This is a genomic window from Nannocystis sp. (assembly GCF_016714285.1).
Classification (GTDB): Bacteria; Myxococcota_A; Polyangia; order Nannocystales; family Nannocystaceae; genus Nannocystis.
Map to the genome: position 1 here is coordinate 130,990 of NZ_JADJNN010000003.1, position 14,283 is coordinate 145,272.

12 protein-coding genes are annotated in these 14,283 nt (G+C 71.0%); 5 read left to right on the plus strand and 7 right to left on the minus strand.

Annotation, left to right across the window (positions count from 1 at the left end):
- Nucleotides 1–5 precede the first annotated feature (5 nt).
- Nucleotides 6–1,364: a lamin tail domain-containing protein gene (locus IPJ59_RS08215; RefSeq protein ID WP_293270683.1), complete on the plus strand. Its 1,359-nt coding sequence runs from the start codon at nucleotides 6–8 to the stop codon at nucleotides 1,362–1,364.
- A 66-nt stretch (nucleotides 1,365–1,430) separates the two neighbouring features.
- On the opposite strand, the gene IPJ59_RS08220 is transcribed toward IPJ59_RS08215, so the two are convergent.
- On the minus strand, nucleotides 1,431–2,612 hold the full coding sequence (locus IPJ59_RS08220) for a hypothetical protein (RefSeq protein WP_293270684.1): 1,182 nt from the start codon (nucleotides 2,610–2,612) through the stop codon (nucleotides 1,431–1,433).
- A 208-nt stretch (nucleotides 2,613–2,820) separates the two neighbouring features.
- Between IPJ59_RS08220 and ileS the strand changes: the two genes are divergently transcribed.
- Genes ileS through IPJ59_RS08240 form a run of 4 tightly spaced genes read left to right on the plus strand, consistent with a single transcriptional unit; the run spans nucleotide 2,821 to nucleotide 10,128 of the window.
- Complete coding sequence (ileS, locus tag IPJ59_RS08225) at nucleotides 2,821–6,189, plus strand: isoleucine--tRNA ligase (protein WP_293270685.1); 3,369 nt, start codon at nucleotides 2,821–2,823, stop codon at nucleotides 6,187–6,189.
- Nucleotides 6,186–7,628: a histidine--tRNA ligase gene (gene hisS, locus IPJ59_RS08230; RefSeq protein ID WP_293259534.1), complete on the plus strand. Its 1,443-nt coding sequence runs from the start codon at nucleotides 6,186–6,188 to the stop codon at nucleotides 7,626–7,628. Before ileS ends, hisS begins: the two co-directional genes overlap by 4 nt.
- A 36-nt stretch (nucleotides 7,629–7,664) precedes the next feature.
- Nucleotides 7,665–8,636, plus strand: a complete 972-nt coding sequence (locus tag IPJ59_RS08235) for a FliH/SctL family protein (protein WP_293270686.1) — start codon at nucleotides 7,665–7,667, stop codon at nucleotides 8,634–8,636.
- A gap of 46 nt (nucleotides 8,637–8,682) precedes the next feature.
- Nucleotides 8,683–10,128, plus strand: coding sequence for a sigma-54-dependent transcriptional regulator (locus IPJ59_RS08240; RefSeq protein ID WP_293270687.1), 1,446 nt, complete (start codon nucleotides 8,683–8,685; stop codon nucleotides 10,126–10,128).
- A gap of 96 nt (nucleotides 10,129–10,224) precedes the next feature.
- On the opposite strand, the gene IPJ59_RS08245 is transcribed toward IPJ59_RS08240, so the two are convergent.
- From IPJ59_RS08245 to hisH, 6 genes are all read right to left on the minus strand, one after another.
- On the minus strand, nucleotides 10,225–10,464 hold the full coding sequence (locus IPJ59_RS08245) for an RNA recognition motif domain-containing protein (RefSeq protein ID WP_293270688.1): 240 nt from the start codon (nucleotides 10,462–10,464) through the stop codon (nucleotides 10,225–10,227).
- On the minus strand, nucleotides 10,461–11,084 hold the full coding sequence (locus tag IPJ59_RS08250; protein WP_293259525.1) for a glycerol-3-phosphate acyltransferase: 624 nt from the start codon (nucleotides 11,082–11,084) through the stop codon (nucleotides 10,461–10,463). The genes IPJ59_RS08245 and IPJ59_RS08250 overlap by 4 nt, the downstream gene beginning before the upstream one ends.
- Before the next feature lie 40 nt (nucleotides 11,085–11,124).
- Nucleotides 11,125–11,835 (minus strand): bifunctional phosphoribosyl-AMP cyclohydrolase/phosphoribosyl-ATP diphosphatase HisIE, encoded by a 711-nt coding sequence (gene hisIE, locus IPJ59_RS08255; protein WP_293271337.1) that lies wholly within the window; start codon nucleotides 11,833–11,835, stop codon nucleotides 11,125–11,127.
- A gap of 16 nt (nucleotides 11,836–11,851) precedes the next feature.
- Nucleotides 11,852–12,679, minus strand: coding sequence for an imidazole glycerol phosphate synthase subunit HisF (gene hisF, locus IPJ59_RS08260; RefSeq protein ID WP_293270689.1), 828 nt, complete (start codon nucleotides 12,677–12,679; stop codon nucleotides 11,852–11,854).
- Complete coding sequence (gene hisA / locus IPJ59_RS08265; RefSeq protein ID WP_366524571.1) at nucleotides 12,673–13,392, minus strand: 1-(5-phosphoribosyl)-5-[(5-phosphoribosylamino)methylideneamino]imidazole-4-carboxamide isomerase; 720 nt, start codon at nucleotides 13,390–13,392, stop codon at nucleotides 12,673–12,675. The genes hisF and hisA overlap by 7 nt, the downstream gene beginning before the upstream one ends.
- 68 nt (nucleotides 13,393–13,460) lie before the next feature.
- Entirely contained in the window at nucleotides 13,461–14,081 is a 621-nt protein-coding gene (gene hisH, locus IPJ59_RS08270; protein WP_293259516.1) for an imidazole glycerol phosphate synthase subunit HisH, read from the minus strand.
- Between the last annotated feature and the right edge of the window lie 202 nt (nucleotides 14,082–14,283).

The window sequence follows — 14,283 nt, forward strand, 5'->3', positions numbered from 1 at the left end:
CGACCATGCGTATCACCACTGGTTCGTTGCTGTCCTTGTTGTTGCTGGCCGCGTGCAGCGGGGCTGCGGGTCCGGGTGCGGACGACGGCGGGAGCGGGGGCTCTGGCGGGGGAGAGGCGTCGACGGGGGACTCGCCGACGACGGCGGCGCCGACGAGCGGAGGGCCGTCGGGGACGGGGACGGGGACGGCGGAGGGCGGACAGGGCAGCTGTGGCGACGGCAAGGTCGACGACGGGGAGCTGTGCGACGGGGCCGATCTGGACGGCAAGCAGTGCGGCGACCTGGACCCGGGCTACATCGGCGGGACGCTGGCCTGCGCGGCCAACTGCGGCTCCTTCGACGCGTCGGGCTGCGAGCTGGACCCGCAGGCGGCCGTGGTGGCGCTCAACGAGCTGACGGCGAAGGGGGCGAGCGAGGGGCCCTACGCCGACAAGGGGGACGCGATCGAGCTGTACAACGCGGGCGGGGCGGCGGCGGAGCTCGGCGGGTGGAAGCTGTCGGACGACCCGCGCTTCCCGGTCGACAAGACCTACGTGTTCCCGGCCGGGACCATGCTGGCGCCGGGGGAGTTCATGGTGCTGGTGGCCTTCGACGAGCTGGCGATGACGGGCGAGCTGCCGTTCGGGATCGCCGATGACAAGGAGGAGACGATCACGCTGGTGGACGCGGGGGACGGGGCGGTCGACCAGGTGATCGTGAACGGGGCCGACGCGGTCGGTTCGTACTGCCGGCTGCCCGATGGGACCGGCGGGTGGTCGGTGTGTGCGCAGACCTTCGGGGCCGCCAACGCGGCCGTGAGCGAGCTGTGCGGCGACGGGGTCGTCGGCGCGGGCGAGGACTGCGACGGGGTCGAGCTCGCCGGGCAGACCTGCGAGGGGCTCGGTCTCGGCTTCACCGGGGGCACGCTGGCGTGCGCTCCGACCTGCATGTTCGACGCGTCGATGTGCGAGTCGGAGAGCATGGCGATCAACGAGCTCGAGGCGACCGACGATCAGATCGAGCTGTACAACGCGGGCAACCAGGCGATCGACGTCTCGGGGTGGATCTTGACCGACGATGTCGTCGACCAGGACTACGACCCCGCCGCGGATCCCGAGAAGCTGGTGTTCCCGCCGCAGAGCTCGCTCGCGGCCAAGCAGTTCCTCGTGGTCGCCAAGGGCATGAAGGTCGGTGAGCACCCGTTCGGCCTCGGCGCTGCCGGGGACACGGTGACGCTGCTGCGCCCGAACCTCGCGGTGGTCGACCAGGTGTCGTACGGCCCGGACGAGGCGGCGCTGTCGTACTGCCGCCTGCCCGACGGGCCCGGCGGGGCCTGGACGGTCGACTGCAAGCCGAGCTTCGGGGCGGCCAACAAGGGGCCGTGAATTGCGGCGAGCCGCCCGATGGGGATCGGGCGGCTCGAGCGTGGCCGCGAGGGCGGGGATGCCGGGCTACTTGATGCAGCCGGAGCAGACCGTGATGTGGCCGCGGGTCTCGGTGGTGGGCTTGCTGTCGGCCTCGACCTCGCTCCAGTCGTCGGCGCTCTTGAAGTAGGTGACGGGGTTGCAGCCGGCGGACTTGACGGTGAGGTTGAAGCCGGCGCCGGAGGCCGCGGCCTTGCTCGGGTAGTTGAATTCGCCGGAGATGGTGTAGTCGTCGGCGGAGACGGGGGAGCAGATCTTGCCGGCGCAGGCGGGGAGCTCGGGCTTGCACTCGTGGGGCTTGTCGGTCTCTTCGTTGGCGAGGTTGGCGTTGAGCCAGGTGGTCGTGGGGATGTCGACGGTGATGTTGCCGGCCCACGGCTTGAGCGCCTCGATCTTGAGCTGGCCGAAGTTCTCGGCCGGGCAGGGGCAGAGGTTGGACCAGGCGGCGGGCATCATGGTGTCCGGGTCGACGAAGTCCTCGCAGCCCTTGATCTGCTCGGCGCTGCAGGCGGGCGCGGGGGTGAGCTCGCGGCACATCTTGATGTTGGCGTTGCCCTGGGCGAGGTAGATGCTGCCGCTGCCGCAGATACCGTCGACGGTGATGTTGCCGACGCGCGGGAAGGTGGACTCGGCGACGTTGTCCTCGGTGGTGATGTTGAGCTCGCCGCGGTAGGCCTTGGGCAGATGGACGCGGATGTGGGCGCCGGCGCGGGCTGGCTGGCTCTGGCCGTCGTAGTACACGTAGATGGTGCAGCCGCTCTTCCAGGTGTCGACGGTGCAGTTGTCCTCGGGCGGCATCGAGTCGGGCTTGGCGGGGTTGCCGGAGTTGACGAAGGCCCACAGCGACATGCGATCGAAGGTGCCGACGACGCCCTGAGCCTCGTCGCCGAGGGTGGTGATGTCGTCCGAGAAGTCGTAGTACTGCATCTCGACGCTGATGACCTCGGCGTCCTGGTCGAGGAAGACCTCGACGTCGCCGCGGTTGGCGAAGTTGTTGTTGTAGTCGAGGCGGCCGACCGAGATCGAGTAGATCTGGCCGTCACCGGAGAGCGGGAAGGGCAGGTTGTCGACGACCTTCTTCCACTTGGTCTCCTGCGGGTGCTTTTCTACCGAGCTGTCGTCGCTGCTGCCGTTGTCGCCGCAGCCGGCAGTGAACAGGGACAGACCGAGCGTCAAACCGAGGGAGAGTGCCAGGGAAGGGTTTTTCATCGCGAATTCCGGGGAGAATCTGGAGTGCCGTGCTGGACCCTGCGGGTCGATCGGTTCGGACAGGATATCCGGGGCCGGTCCCGGCGACAATGTCGGCGAGCTCGCCGCGAGCGACGGGTCTGATCGGCGTCGGGTTTCGTGGCGGCGGGTGGCGCGGAGGATTGGCCTTGACCCCAGGGCTGCGGGCGGGCCATGCACGTCGGGCCCCATGCCACGCTCCACCTTCGCCGCGCCCCCGGCTCAGCTCGACTTGCCTGCCCTGGAGATGGCGACCCTCGACCTCTGGCGGGCCAGGGACATCGAGGGTCGCAGCCTGCGGACCACCACCCGGGCGGACGGGTCGGCGCGGCCGGCGTTCGTGTTTTACGACGGCCCGCCCTTCGCCACCGGTCTGCCGCACTACGGGCACCTGCTGGCCGGGACGATCAAGGACATCGTGCCGCGCTACTGGTTCATGCGCGGCTACCAGGTGGAGCGGCGCTTCGGCTGGGACTGCCACGGGCTGCCGATCGAGAGCCTGGTGGAGGCCGAGCTGGGGCTGCACGGCAAGGCCGACATCGAGGCCCACGGGGTGCCTCGCTTCAACGCGGCCTGTCGCGCCGGGGTGCTGCGCTTCACGGCGGAGTGGGAGCGGGTCGTGCAGCGAATGGGCCGCTGGGTAGATTTTCGCAACGACTACAAGACCATGGACTTCTCGTTCATGGAGAGCGTGTGGTGGGTGTTCGGGCGGCTGTGGGACGGGGGACGCATCTACGAGGGGTACCGGGTGCAGCCGGTGTCGCCGGCGCTGGGGACCCCGCTGTCCAACTTTGAGGTCGCCCAGGGGCCGCAGGAGCGCGACCCGGTGACGCGCAAGGAGGGGCACAAGCGGCGTCAGGACCCGAGTTTGACGGTGCGCTTCAAGCTCGAGGACGAGGACGCCTGGCTGTGGGCGTGGACCACCACGCCGTGGACCTTGCCGAGCAACCTGGCGCTGGCGGTGCATCCGGAGGTCGAGTACGTGAAGATCCGCGTGCTCGCGACCGGGGAGATCGCCTACCTCGAGCCCGGGCGCCTCGCGGATTACCAGGCGCGTGAGCGGGTGGGGGCGACGGAGGAGCTGGCGCGGCTGAAGGGGCGGGAGCTGGTGGGGCGGCCCTACGCGCCGCTGCTGCCGTTCTTCGCCCAGTACCGGCTGCGTCCGGACGGCAGCCGCTGGGCGTTCCGGGTGGTCGCGGCGAGCTACGTGTCGACCGACAGCGGCACCGGCATCGTCCACCAGGCGCCGGCCTTCGGCGAGGACGACTTCCAGGTCGGTCAGGCCGAGGGGCTGCCGCTGGTGTGCCCGATCAACCTCAGCGGGATCTTCGACGCGCGGGTCGGCGAGTTCGCGGGGATGTTCGTCAAGGACGCCGACAAGGCGATCGTGGAGCGGCTCAAGCGGGAGCACGCGCTGGTCGACCAGGACACGATCGTGCACGCCTACCCGCACTGCTACCGCACCGAGCAGCCGCTGATCTACATGGCGCTGGCGACGTGGTTCATGCGCGTCGAGGCGATCCGCGACGAGCTGGTGGCCAACAACCACAAGATCCGCTGGGTCCCGGAGCACGTCGGCAGCGGGCGCTTCGGCAACTGGCTGGAGAGCGCGCGCGACTGGAACCTGAGCCGCAACCGCTACTGGGGCACGCCGCTGCCGATCTGGCGCTGTGACAGGGACCCGGGCGACATGGTCTGCGTGCGCTCGGTGGCCGAGCTCGAGGGTCTCGCGGGGCTGCCCGCGGGCAGCTTGACGGACCTGCACCGCGAGAGCATCGACGGGCTGACCTGGCCCTCGAAGGCGGGCGGGACGATGCGGCGGATCGCCGAGGTGTTCGACTGCTGGTTCGAGTCGGGCAGCATGCCCTACGCGCAGAACCACTACCCCTTCGACGCGGCGCGCAAGCAGTACGTGGAGGACAACCTGCCGGCGGACTTCATCGCCGAGGGGCTCGACCAGACGCGCGGCTGGTTCTACACGCTGCACGTGCTGTCGACGGCGCTGTTCGGGCGGCCGGCGTTCAAGAACGTGATCGTCAACGGGCTGATCCTGGCGGCCGACGGCAAGAAGATGTCGAAGCGGCTGAAGAACTACCCCGACCCGGCGAAGGTGATCGACAGCTACGGGGCCGACGCGCTGCGGGCCTATCTGATCAACAGCGCGGTGGTCCGCGGCGAGCCGATGAAGTTCGGCAAGAACGCGCAGGACCTGACCGGCGAGTGCGTGAAGGAGACGGTTCGCGTGGCGATCCTGCCGCTGTGGAACGCGTTCAACTTCCTCGTCACCTACGCGCGGGCGGACGGGTGGTCGCCGACCCGGGCCGACCTGTCGGCGCAGGCGCTGGACAACCCGCAGGACCGCTGGATCTCGTCGCGGGTCGGCGGCTTCGTGGCGGAGCTCGCGAGCGAGTACGAGACCTACGAGCTGTCGAACCTGGTGCCGGCGTTCCTGCGGGTCTGCGACGACCTGAACAACTGGTACATCCGCCGCGGGCGTCGCCGCTACTGGCGGGCCAAGGGGGCCGGCAGCGACCTCGACAAGCAGCAGGCCTACGCGACGCTGCTGCGGGCGATCGTCACGATCTCGCGGGCGATGGCGCCGGTGCTGCCGTTCCTCGCGGAGGTGCTGCATCAGCGGCTGGTCGTCGAGGCGGGGCTGGCGGGGCCGGGCGAGGACAGCGTGCACCTCTGCGAGTTCCCCCGCGCCGAGGACTTCGCCCGCGACCTGGCGCTCGAGACGGAGGTGGAGCTGGCGCGGGCGGTGGTCGCCCTCGGGTTGACGCTGCGCGAGCGGGAGCACATCGGCGCCCGTCGCCCGCTGGCCGCGGTCGCGGTGGTGAGCCATGACCCGGCGGTGGTCCTGCGCCTGCAGGGGCGCGACCACGCGGACATCCTCGGCGAGCTGAACGTGCGCCGGATCGAGGTCTCGAGCGACGACACGGCGCTGGTCGACCTCGCGGCCAAGCCGAACCTGAAGCTGCTCGGCAAGCGCCTGGGGGCCAAATTGAAGGAGGTCGCTGCGGGCCTGCAGGGGCTCGCGCAGGTGGAGCTGCGGGCCTTCGCCGCGGGCGGGCCGCTGACGATCGCGGGCGAGGCGCTGCGGGCCGAGGAGGTGCTGCTGGTGCGGGCGCCGAAGCCGGGCCTGGTGGTGGCCAGCGAGGGGGCGCTGACGGTGGCGCTCGACACGGTGGTGAGCGAGGACCTGCGCCTCGAGGGGCTGGCGCGGGAGATCGTCAATCGCGTGCAGAGCCTGCGCAAGGCCGCCGACCTCGACGTGAGCCAGCGGATCGGCCTGACCCTGCGCTGCGGCGGGGCGCTGGCGGCGGCGGCGAGTCAGTGGGAGGAGCTGATCCGCGGCGAGACGCTGGCGACGACGCTCGAGCTGCTGCCGGGCGAGGCGCCCCGGGGGGCCAGCGAGGATCATCCAGACCCGGTGCATCGCGCGGCGGAGCAGCTCGGCGGCTCGGTACGCGACCCCACGTCGGGGGCGTGGTCGTTCACCGATACGGTCGATGACGAGGCGCTGAGCATCACGATCAGGGCGAGGGAGGCAGCGTGAACAGTCCGAAGATCTCCACCAAGCCGCCGAGCGGCATGCGCGACTTCTTGCCGGCCGAGCTGGCGCGGCGCAACCACGTGATCGCGATCGTGCGCGAGGTCTACGGGCGCCACGGCTTCCTGCCGCTCGAGACGCCGACGATCGAGAACCTGTCGACGCTGCTCGGCAAGTACGGCGAGGAGGGCGACCAGCTGCTGTATCGCCTGCTCGAGCGGCGCGACGCGCTGAAGACGGCGCTCGAGAAGATCGGGCCGCCGTCGGACGCGTGGCGCACGCCGCAGCTGGCCCAGGCCGCGCTGGCGGAGGAGGGCCTGCGCTACGACCTGACGGTGCCGCTGGCCCGCGTGGTCGCGCAGTACGAGCTGCCCAAGTTCTTCAAGCGCTACCAGATCCAGCCGGTGTGGCGGGCCGATCGCCCGGGCAAGGGGAGGTTTCGCGAGTTCTATCAGTGCGACGTCGACATCACGGGCACGCGCTCGCTGATCGCGGAGGCGGAGGTGTGCGCGGCGGTCTGCGAGGTGCTGCACGCGCTCGGCTTCCAAGGGTTCAAGCTGCGGATCAACCACCGCCAGCTGCTGCGCAGCATGATGCACGCGGCGGGCATCGACCTCGCGCACGAGGCGGCGGCGCTGATCGCCGTCGACAAGCTCGACAAGATCGGCGACGGCGGCGTGCGCGAGGAGCTGGCGGCGCGCGGGATCCCTGGCGACTCGGCGAATCGCTTGATGGAGCTGATCCTGTTCGCCGAGGCGGACGCGATCTTCGGCATCCCGCTGACGCGCGGGCCGCAGGGGCCGCGCGCGGGGCTGGCGGCGATCCGCAAGCACATCGCGGACCCGGCGGGGCTGCAGGCGTTGACCGAGCTGGAGCAGCTGGTCGGGCTGCTGGAGGCGAGCCCCGCGGGGCCGCACGTGCAGCTCAGCCTCGATCTGGCGCGCGGGCTCGGCTACTACACCGGCGCGATCTTCGAGATCGCGGTGCCGGACCTGGCGGGCAGCCTCGGCGGCGGCGGCCGCTATGACGACCTGGTCGGGATGTTCGGCAAGAAGCAGGTGCCGGCGGTCGGCTTCTCGATCGGGCTCGAGCGCATCCTCGTGGTGATGGAGGAGCGCGGGATGTTCCCGGCGTTGTCCGTGGGGCCGGAGCTGCTGCTGTGTTGGATGGGCGTGGCGCCGGAGAAGGTGATCGCGGTGGCGCATCAGCTGCGCGCGCAGGGGCTGCGGGTCGAGGTGTTCCCGGAAGAGGCGAAGCTCGGCAAGCAGCTGCAGTACGCCGACGCGCCGGGCGTGAAGGCCCCGCTGGCGGCGATCCTCGGCGAGACGGAGCTGGCGGCGGGGGAGATCACGCTCAAGCACCTCGGCAGCGGTGAGCAGACGCGGGTCGCGATCGCGGACGCGGGCGGCGCGGCGCGGGTGCTACTCAAGGGCGGCCACGTGTAGCTGCAACGGCGAGGGCCGCGGTGGCGACCTCGCGGCGTGCCGTCGTCGCTGCACCAGACCCTGGTCGACTTGCTCCGCCACTCGCCTGGGCTGGTGCCGGAGCTGCTGAGGGCTGCGGGCGCTGCGGCGGCGGTGGAGTCGGTGCGTCCGCTCGACGCGGTGCTCGACCAGCTCGAGCGCCGCGTCGACCTGGCGATGGAGGTGCAGGTGCCCGGGCTGGGTCCGGTGGCGATCGGCTTCGAGGTGCAGCTGGCGATCGACGCCGACAAGCTGCGCAGCTGGCCGGTCTACCTGACCTCGCTGCGCCGGGGCGCGTGTCAGCGGGCGCTGCTCGTGGTCCTGACGCCGGACTCGCGGGTGGCCCGCTGGGCGGCCCGTCCGATCGACCTCGGGCCCGGGAACGAGGGCTTTCGCGTGCACGTCCTCGGGCCCGCGCAGATCCCTCGCGTCACCGAGGCGAAGGCGGCTCGCCGCCAGCCCGAGCTGGCCGTGCTCTCGGCGCTCACCCACGCGGCCGCCGACGGTGACCCCGCGCTCGTGTACGTCGCGCTCGCCGGCCTCGAGGGCTTGGACAGCGCGCGGGCGCGGAGTTATGGTTCCGTGCTCATCAGGTCCCTCGATATGGCGCTGCAGGCCACACTCAAGGTCAACATGCTGGATACCGAAGCCCCAATTGCCGAAGCTGACGATCCCGAGATTACCCCCGAGTTCGTCGAGCGCGCCCTGCGGTTCGGGCGAAGGATTTGGGAGGAGGAGCTGCGCCGCGAGGCGGTGCGGGAGCAGGCGCGTGCGCAGGGGCTTGAGCAGGGGCTTGAGCAGGGGCTTGAGCAGGGGCTAGCTCAGGGGCGGCGTGAGGCGTTGCTCCGTTTTCTCGCGCGTGCGGGGCTGCGGCCCACGCCCGAGGAGGCGCAGCGGATCGCTACCTGCACGGAGCTCGGAATGCTCGATCGCTGGATCGATCAATCCGTCGGCGCTACCACGGTGGCCGCAGCGCTCGCCGAGTGGTGATTGCGTGAGGGACAGTCTGCGGGGAGCCGGCTAGGATGCGGGCTTCATGGTGGACGACGCGAACACGGGGCTCGCAGGGACGATCCTCGTCATCGACGACGAGCGCAACATCCGGCGGACCCTGCGGATGGTGCTGGAGGGCGAGGGGGCGACGGTGCTTGACGCGGAGACGGCCGAGGCCGGGCTCAAGCTGATCGAGCAGTCGCTGGCCGACAGCGCCGCCGGGTTGCCGGGGATCGAGGTGGTGATGGCCGACGTGCTGCTGCCAGGCATGTCGGGCCTGCAGCTGCTCGAGAAGCTCAGCGCGATCGGTGAGGGGGTGCCGCCCTTGCCGGTGATCCTCATCAGCGGTCACGCGACCGTCTCCGACGCGGTGCGGGCGACGCGGCTCGGCGCGTTCGACTTCTTCGAGAAGCCGCTGGCGCGCGACCGGGTGGTCGTCAGCGTGCGCAACGCGCTGCGGCACCATGCGTCGGAGGCGGAGCTGCGCAGCCTGCGGGCGCGGGCGCGGCGTGAGCTGATCGGCGAGTCGAAGCCGATGCTCGAGCTGCAGCGACAGATTACGAAGGTGGGCGCGACGCGGGCGCGGGTGCTGATCGAGGGCGAGAGCGGGACCGGCAAGGAGCTGGTGGCGCGGGCGATCCATGAGGCGAGCGAGCGGCGGGCAAACGCGTTCATCAAGGTCAACTGCGCGGCGATCCCCCGCGAGCTCATCGAGAGCGAGCTGTTCGGCCACGAGCGCGGGGCCTTCACCGGCGCGACCGGGCAGAAGCGCGGCCTGTTCGAGCTGGCCCACGACGGCACCCTGTTCCTCGACGAGATCGGCGACATGGATCTGAACGCTCAGGCCAAGGTGCTGCGGGTGCTGCAGAGCGGCGAGCTGATGCGGGTCGGCGGCGAGAAGCCGATCAAGGTCGACGTGCGCGTGCTGGCGGCGACCCACCGCAACCTCAAGGAGCAGGTGCAGGCCGGCGAGTTTCGCGAGGACCTGTACTTTCGCCTGGCGGTGGTGCCGATCGTGGTGCCGGCGCTGCGCGAGCGCGAGGGGGACGTCGCGCTGCTGTGCCGCCACTACCTCGACATCGGCTGCCGCGAGAACGGCATCAGCCCCAAGCGCATCGCCCCGGCGGCCCAGGCGGCGCTCGACGCCCACGCCTGGCCGGGCAACGTCCGCGAGCTGCGCAACGTGATGGAGCGGATGGCGATCCTCTCGGACGGTGACATCGAGCTCGACGACGTCCCGCAAGACATCCGCGGCGACGCGGGCGAGGAGTCGGGCACGGGCGACGCGCTGGTCCAGTTCGGGGAGGGCGCGGTGCCGCCGGGGATGTCGCTCAAGGCCTTCCGCGACTCGGTCGAGCGGGCGTTCATCCTGCAGCGCCTGGGCGAGCACGGCTGGAACGTGTCGAAGACGTCGGAGGCGCTCGACGTGGAGCGCACGCACTTGCACAAGAAGATGAAGCTCCTCGGTATCGCTCGCGGCGGCGGGTGATCGACGCGTTGATGCGCTTGTTGCTCACGAGGCGATGGCAACGGGTGATCGACGCGTGCATCTCTTCGCTCGCGGCGGCGGTTGATCGACGCGTGCTTACTTTGCGATGGCGACGCGGAGGGTGCGGCCGGCGAGCTGGAGACCGTCGATCTGGCGGCGGGCGCGGTCGGCGTCGGTGTCGCGTTCGAAGGTGACGTAGGCGACGCTGGCATCGCCGCGCTCGACGAGGCGAAGTTGGTCGATGGTGCCGTGACGGGAGAACAGGGCGCGGAGCTCGTGGGCATCGAGGGCGGAGCCGAAGCCGCCGACGTAGAGGGTGCGAGAGGTGGAGCTCATGACCCGGCGTGGCGCTTGCGTTCAGCGGCGATGCGGGCGATCTCCCGCAGGTTGCCGCGGTGGCGGATCCAGATGATCACGGCCATCGCCAGCGCGAGCAGGCGGTAGGCGACGGGTGCACCGGAGATCCACAGGTGGAGGGTGAGCGCGTTGATGGCGGTGAGCGAGCCGATCGCCGAGACGCGGGTGAGGGCCAGAGTTTGCACGTACACGAGGGCCGTGAACAGGCCGCCGACGGGCATCAGCGCCGCGAACACGCCGAGGGCGCAGGCGACCCCCTTGCCGCCGCGAAACCGGAGGTACACCGGGAAGATGTGCCCGAGGGTGGCGGCGAGGCCGACGATCGCCAGGCCGGCCTCGGGTGCCGGGAGGCCGCCGAGCGCGGCGTCGGCCATGGCCAGGCGCATGGGCAGATAGGCCTTGAGCAGGTCGAGGAGGAACACGACGACGCCCCACTTCGCCCCGAGCACGCGCACTGCGTTGGTGGCTCCGATGTTGCCGGAGCCGAGCTGGCGGATGTCGACGCCGCGGGCCAGGCCGACGAGCACGCCCATGGGGATCGCCGCGACGAGGTAGGCGAGGAGGCTCCAGGCGAGGACGCTTTGGCCGAGCAGTGCCACGCTCGGAGGATAACCGCTCGCTGCGCTGGCTGACCAGATCTCAGGTGGGGCCGGGCGACGGGGCTCGGCTCGCCTTCTCGTCGACGCCGCTGCGACCCAGGCGACGCGCGAGGACCTCGAGGACTGCGGTCCATTCGACGTCGCGATGGGCGAGGCCGACGAGGGTGTGGAAGAGGAGGTCGGCGGCCTCGCGTGCGATGTGCTCGCGGTCGTCGCTGGCGAGGGCCTCGGCGAGCTCGGCGGCCTCCTCGTGCAGCTTGGCGGCGATCGCCGGGACGCCGCCGTCCATGAGGCCGCGGACGTAGCTCTTGCCGGTGGCGCTGGTGATCCCGCGGCCGGCCTTGCGGGCGAGGATCTCGGCCGACAGGCGCGCGAGCACCGGGGCCGCGGAGGCGTCGTCGGTGCCGGGCACCGGCGTGGAGAAGCAGCTCACGGCGCCGGTGTGGCAGGTCGGGCCGCGCGGCTCGGCGTGGACCAGCAGCGCGTCGGCGTCGCAGTCGACCCACACGCCGCGCAGCTCCAGGGTGTGGCCTGAACTCTCGCCCTTCTGCCACAGGCGGGCGCGGCTGCGGCTCCAGAAGGTGACGCGGCCGCTGGTGAGGGTGGCTGCGAGGGCGTCGGCGTTCATGTGGCCGACCATGAGCACCTGACCGCCGAGGGCGTGTTGGACGACGGCGGCGACGAGGCCAGCGGCGTCGGGCTTGAGGGTGGCCCACAGGGCCCGTGCGTCGCTGTGGGGCGCGGCGGTCAGGGGGACCTCGCGGGGCTCAGCCGAAGCTGTTGGAGGAGATCGTGACGCCGCGGGGGGACTCTTGCTGGCGGACGGGGATGCCGTGCTCGTGCAGGTATTGTTTGGCCTGGGAGATGGTGTAGAGGCCGAAGTGGAAGATGGAGGCGGCGAGCGCCGCATCGGCGCCGCCCTGGTCGACGGCGAGGCCCTCGCGGAGGTGCTCGAGCTGGCCGACGCCGCCGGAGGCGATCACCGGGATCGGCACGCGGTGGGAGACTTCGCGGGTGATCCACAGGTCGTAGCCGTCGCGGGTGCCGTCCTTGTCCATGCTGGTCAGGAGGATCTCGCCGGCGCCGAGTTTGGCGACGTGGTCGCACCAGGCGAGCGCGTCGAGGCCGGTGGAGCGGGTGCCGCCGTGGATGACGACCTCGTAGAGCGGGGTGGTGTCGCCGGGCATCGGCTTCATCTGCTTCACGTCGATGGCGACGACGATGCACTGGCTGCCGTACTTGTCGGCGAGCTGGCGGATGAGCAGCGGGTTGGCGACGGCGGCCGAGTTGATCGCGACCTTGTCGGCGCCGGCGGTGAGCAGGCGGCGGACGTCGGCCTCGCGGCGGACACCGCCGCCGACGGTGAGCGGGGTGAAGATCTGGTCGGCGACGCGGTGGACCACGTCGATGAAGGTCTCTCGGCCCTCGACCGTGGCGGTGATGTCGAGCAGGCAGATCTCGTCGGCGCCCTGGAGGTCGTAGGCGCGGGCGGCCTCGACGGGGTCGCCGGTGTCGCGCAGGCCGGCGAAGTGGACGCCTTTGACGACCCGGCCGTTCTTGATATCGAGGCAGGGGATGATGCGGCGCTTTAACATCGGGCGATGGCCTCCTGCAGGGTGAAGCTGCCCTCGTAGAGCGCACGGCCCAGGATCACGGCCTGGATGTGCTGCTTGCGGAGGGCATCGAGGTCGGCGAGGCTGCCGACCCCGCCGCTGGCGATCACGGGGATCTCGAGGCCGCGTTGCAGCGCGGCGGTCGACTCGACGGCGACGCCGACCTGCAGGCCGTCGCGGGCGATGTCGGTGTAGAGCAGGGCCACGGCGCCCCAGCTGGCGGCGGCGCGGGCGAGCGCGGCCGCGGGCACGCGCGAGGTCTCCTGCCAGCCGGAGATCGCCACCCAGCCGTCGCGGGCGTCGATCGCCACGATGACGCGGCCGGGGTGGGCGCGGCACAGGGCGTGGGCGATGTCTGGTTCGCGGACCGCGAGCGTGCCGATCACGACGTAGTCGGCGCCGGTAGCCAGGGCCACCTCGACGGCGGCGCGGTCGCGCAGGCCGCCGCCGACCTCGACCTCGACGCCGAGGCTGTGGGCTGCTTCGACCAGGGTCTGGATCAGCGCGGTCTGGACGGGGTGGCCAGCGAAGGCGCCGTCGAGGTCGACGACGTGGATGCGGGTGGCGCCGGCGCGGATGAACTCGCGGAGCTTGGCGAGTGGGTCGGCGGCGTAGACGGTGGCGCGCGCGGGGTCGCCCTCGGCGAGGCGGACAGCCTGACCGCCGAGCAGGTCGATCGCGGGGATCGCCAGCAGGGCGGGGAGGGGCGGGGTGTCTCGCATGTCCCGCAGCCCCTGGGCGACCGACCCGGTCCGGGTGGCGCTCATCCCCGGCCCCCGAGGATGAAGCTGCGGAGGAAGCGGAGCCCCGACCACTGCGACTTCTCCGGGTGGAACTGGCAGCCGAACACGTTGCCGCGGCACACGGTTGCCGGAAATTCGATGCGGCCGTAGCGGCACGACCACATCACGTCCTCGGCCTGGCCGGGGATCACATAGTAGCTGTGGGTGAAGTAGAAGTGCTCGTTGGTTGGCTGGACATCGTTCCAGCCGACATGCGGGATCTTCAGCATGCGTGCGCCGGGCATCTCGCCGGCCGGCATGTCGGCGGGGAAGCGCCGGACATAGCCGGGGAGCACGCCGAGGCCCGCGTGACCGCCGTTCTCCTCGGAGCTGTCGAACAGCATTTGCATGCCGAGGCAGATGCCGAGGAAGGGGTCGCCGCGCTCGACGACCATGCGCAGGGCCGCCCCCATCGCGCCGTCGACGATCGCCTGGGTGGTGGGGCCGAACGAGCCCTGGCCGGGAAATACCACCATTCGGGCCGTAGCGACCCGATCTGGGTCGTTCGTGATATGCACCGAGGCGCCGACCTGGATGAGCGCGTGTTCGACGCTGTCCAGGTTCCCGAGCTGACTGTCCACGAGGATGACTTCGCGCGGCATCGGAACGAGGGCCGTTTTACCACAGGTCCGCGGCCGGACGGCGGCCGATTTTTCGCCATTGGCCTCGTCGTGGCTTGCGGGGCCGGTTCGCTCGCAGAGGGCCACGGAGCGGGCATTCTGGCGGTTTTGGGTGTCTGGGGCCGAGGCTTGGGGCGGGCGTGTTGCCGCAAGGGGGCCTGGCGTCGTGGTAAACCTTCAAGCC

Coding starts and splice junctions, on each gene's coding strand:
- IPJ59_RS08220 (WP_293270684.1), bottom strand. CDS start 2,612: ATGAAAAACCCTTCCCTGGCACTCTCCCTCGGTTTGACGCTCGGTCTG.
- hisH (WP_293259516.1), bottom strand. CDS start 14,081: ATGCCGCGCGAAGTCATCCTCGTGGACAGTCAGCTCGGGAACCTGGAC.
- IPJ59_RS08245 (WP_293270688.1), bottom strand. CDS start 10,464: ATGAGCTCCACCTCTCGCACCCTCTACGTCGGCGGCTTCGGCTCCGCC.
- IPJ59_RS08240 (WP_293270687.1), top strand. CDS start 8,683: ATGGTGGACGACGCGAACACGGGGCTCGCAGGGACGATCCTCGTCATC.
- hisF (WP_293270689.1), bottom strand. CDS start 12,679: ATGTTAAAGCGCCGCATCATCCCCTGCCTCGATATCAAGAACGGCCGG.
- IPJ59_RS08215 (WP_293270683.1), top strand. CDS start 6: ATGCGTATCACCACTGGTTCGTTGCTGTCCTTGTTGTTGCTGGCCGCG.
- ileS (WP_293270685.1), top strand. CDS start 2,821: ATGCCACGCTCCACCTTCGCCGCGCCCCCGGCTCAGCTCGACTTGCCT.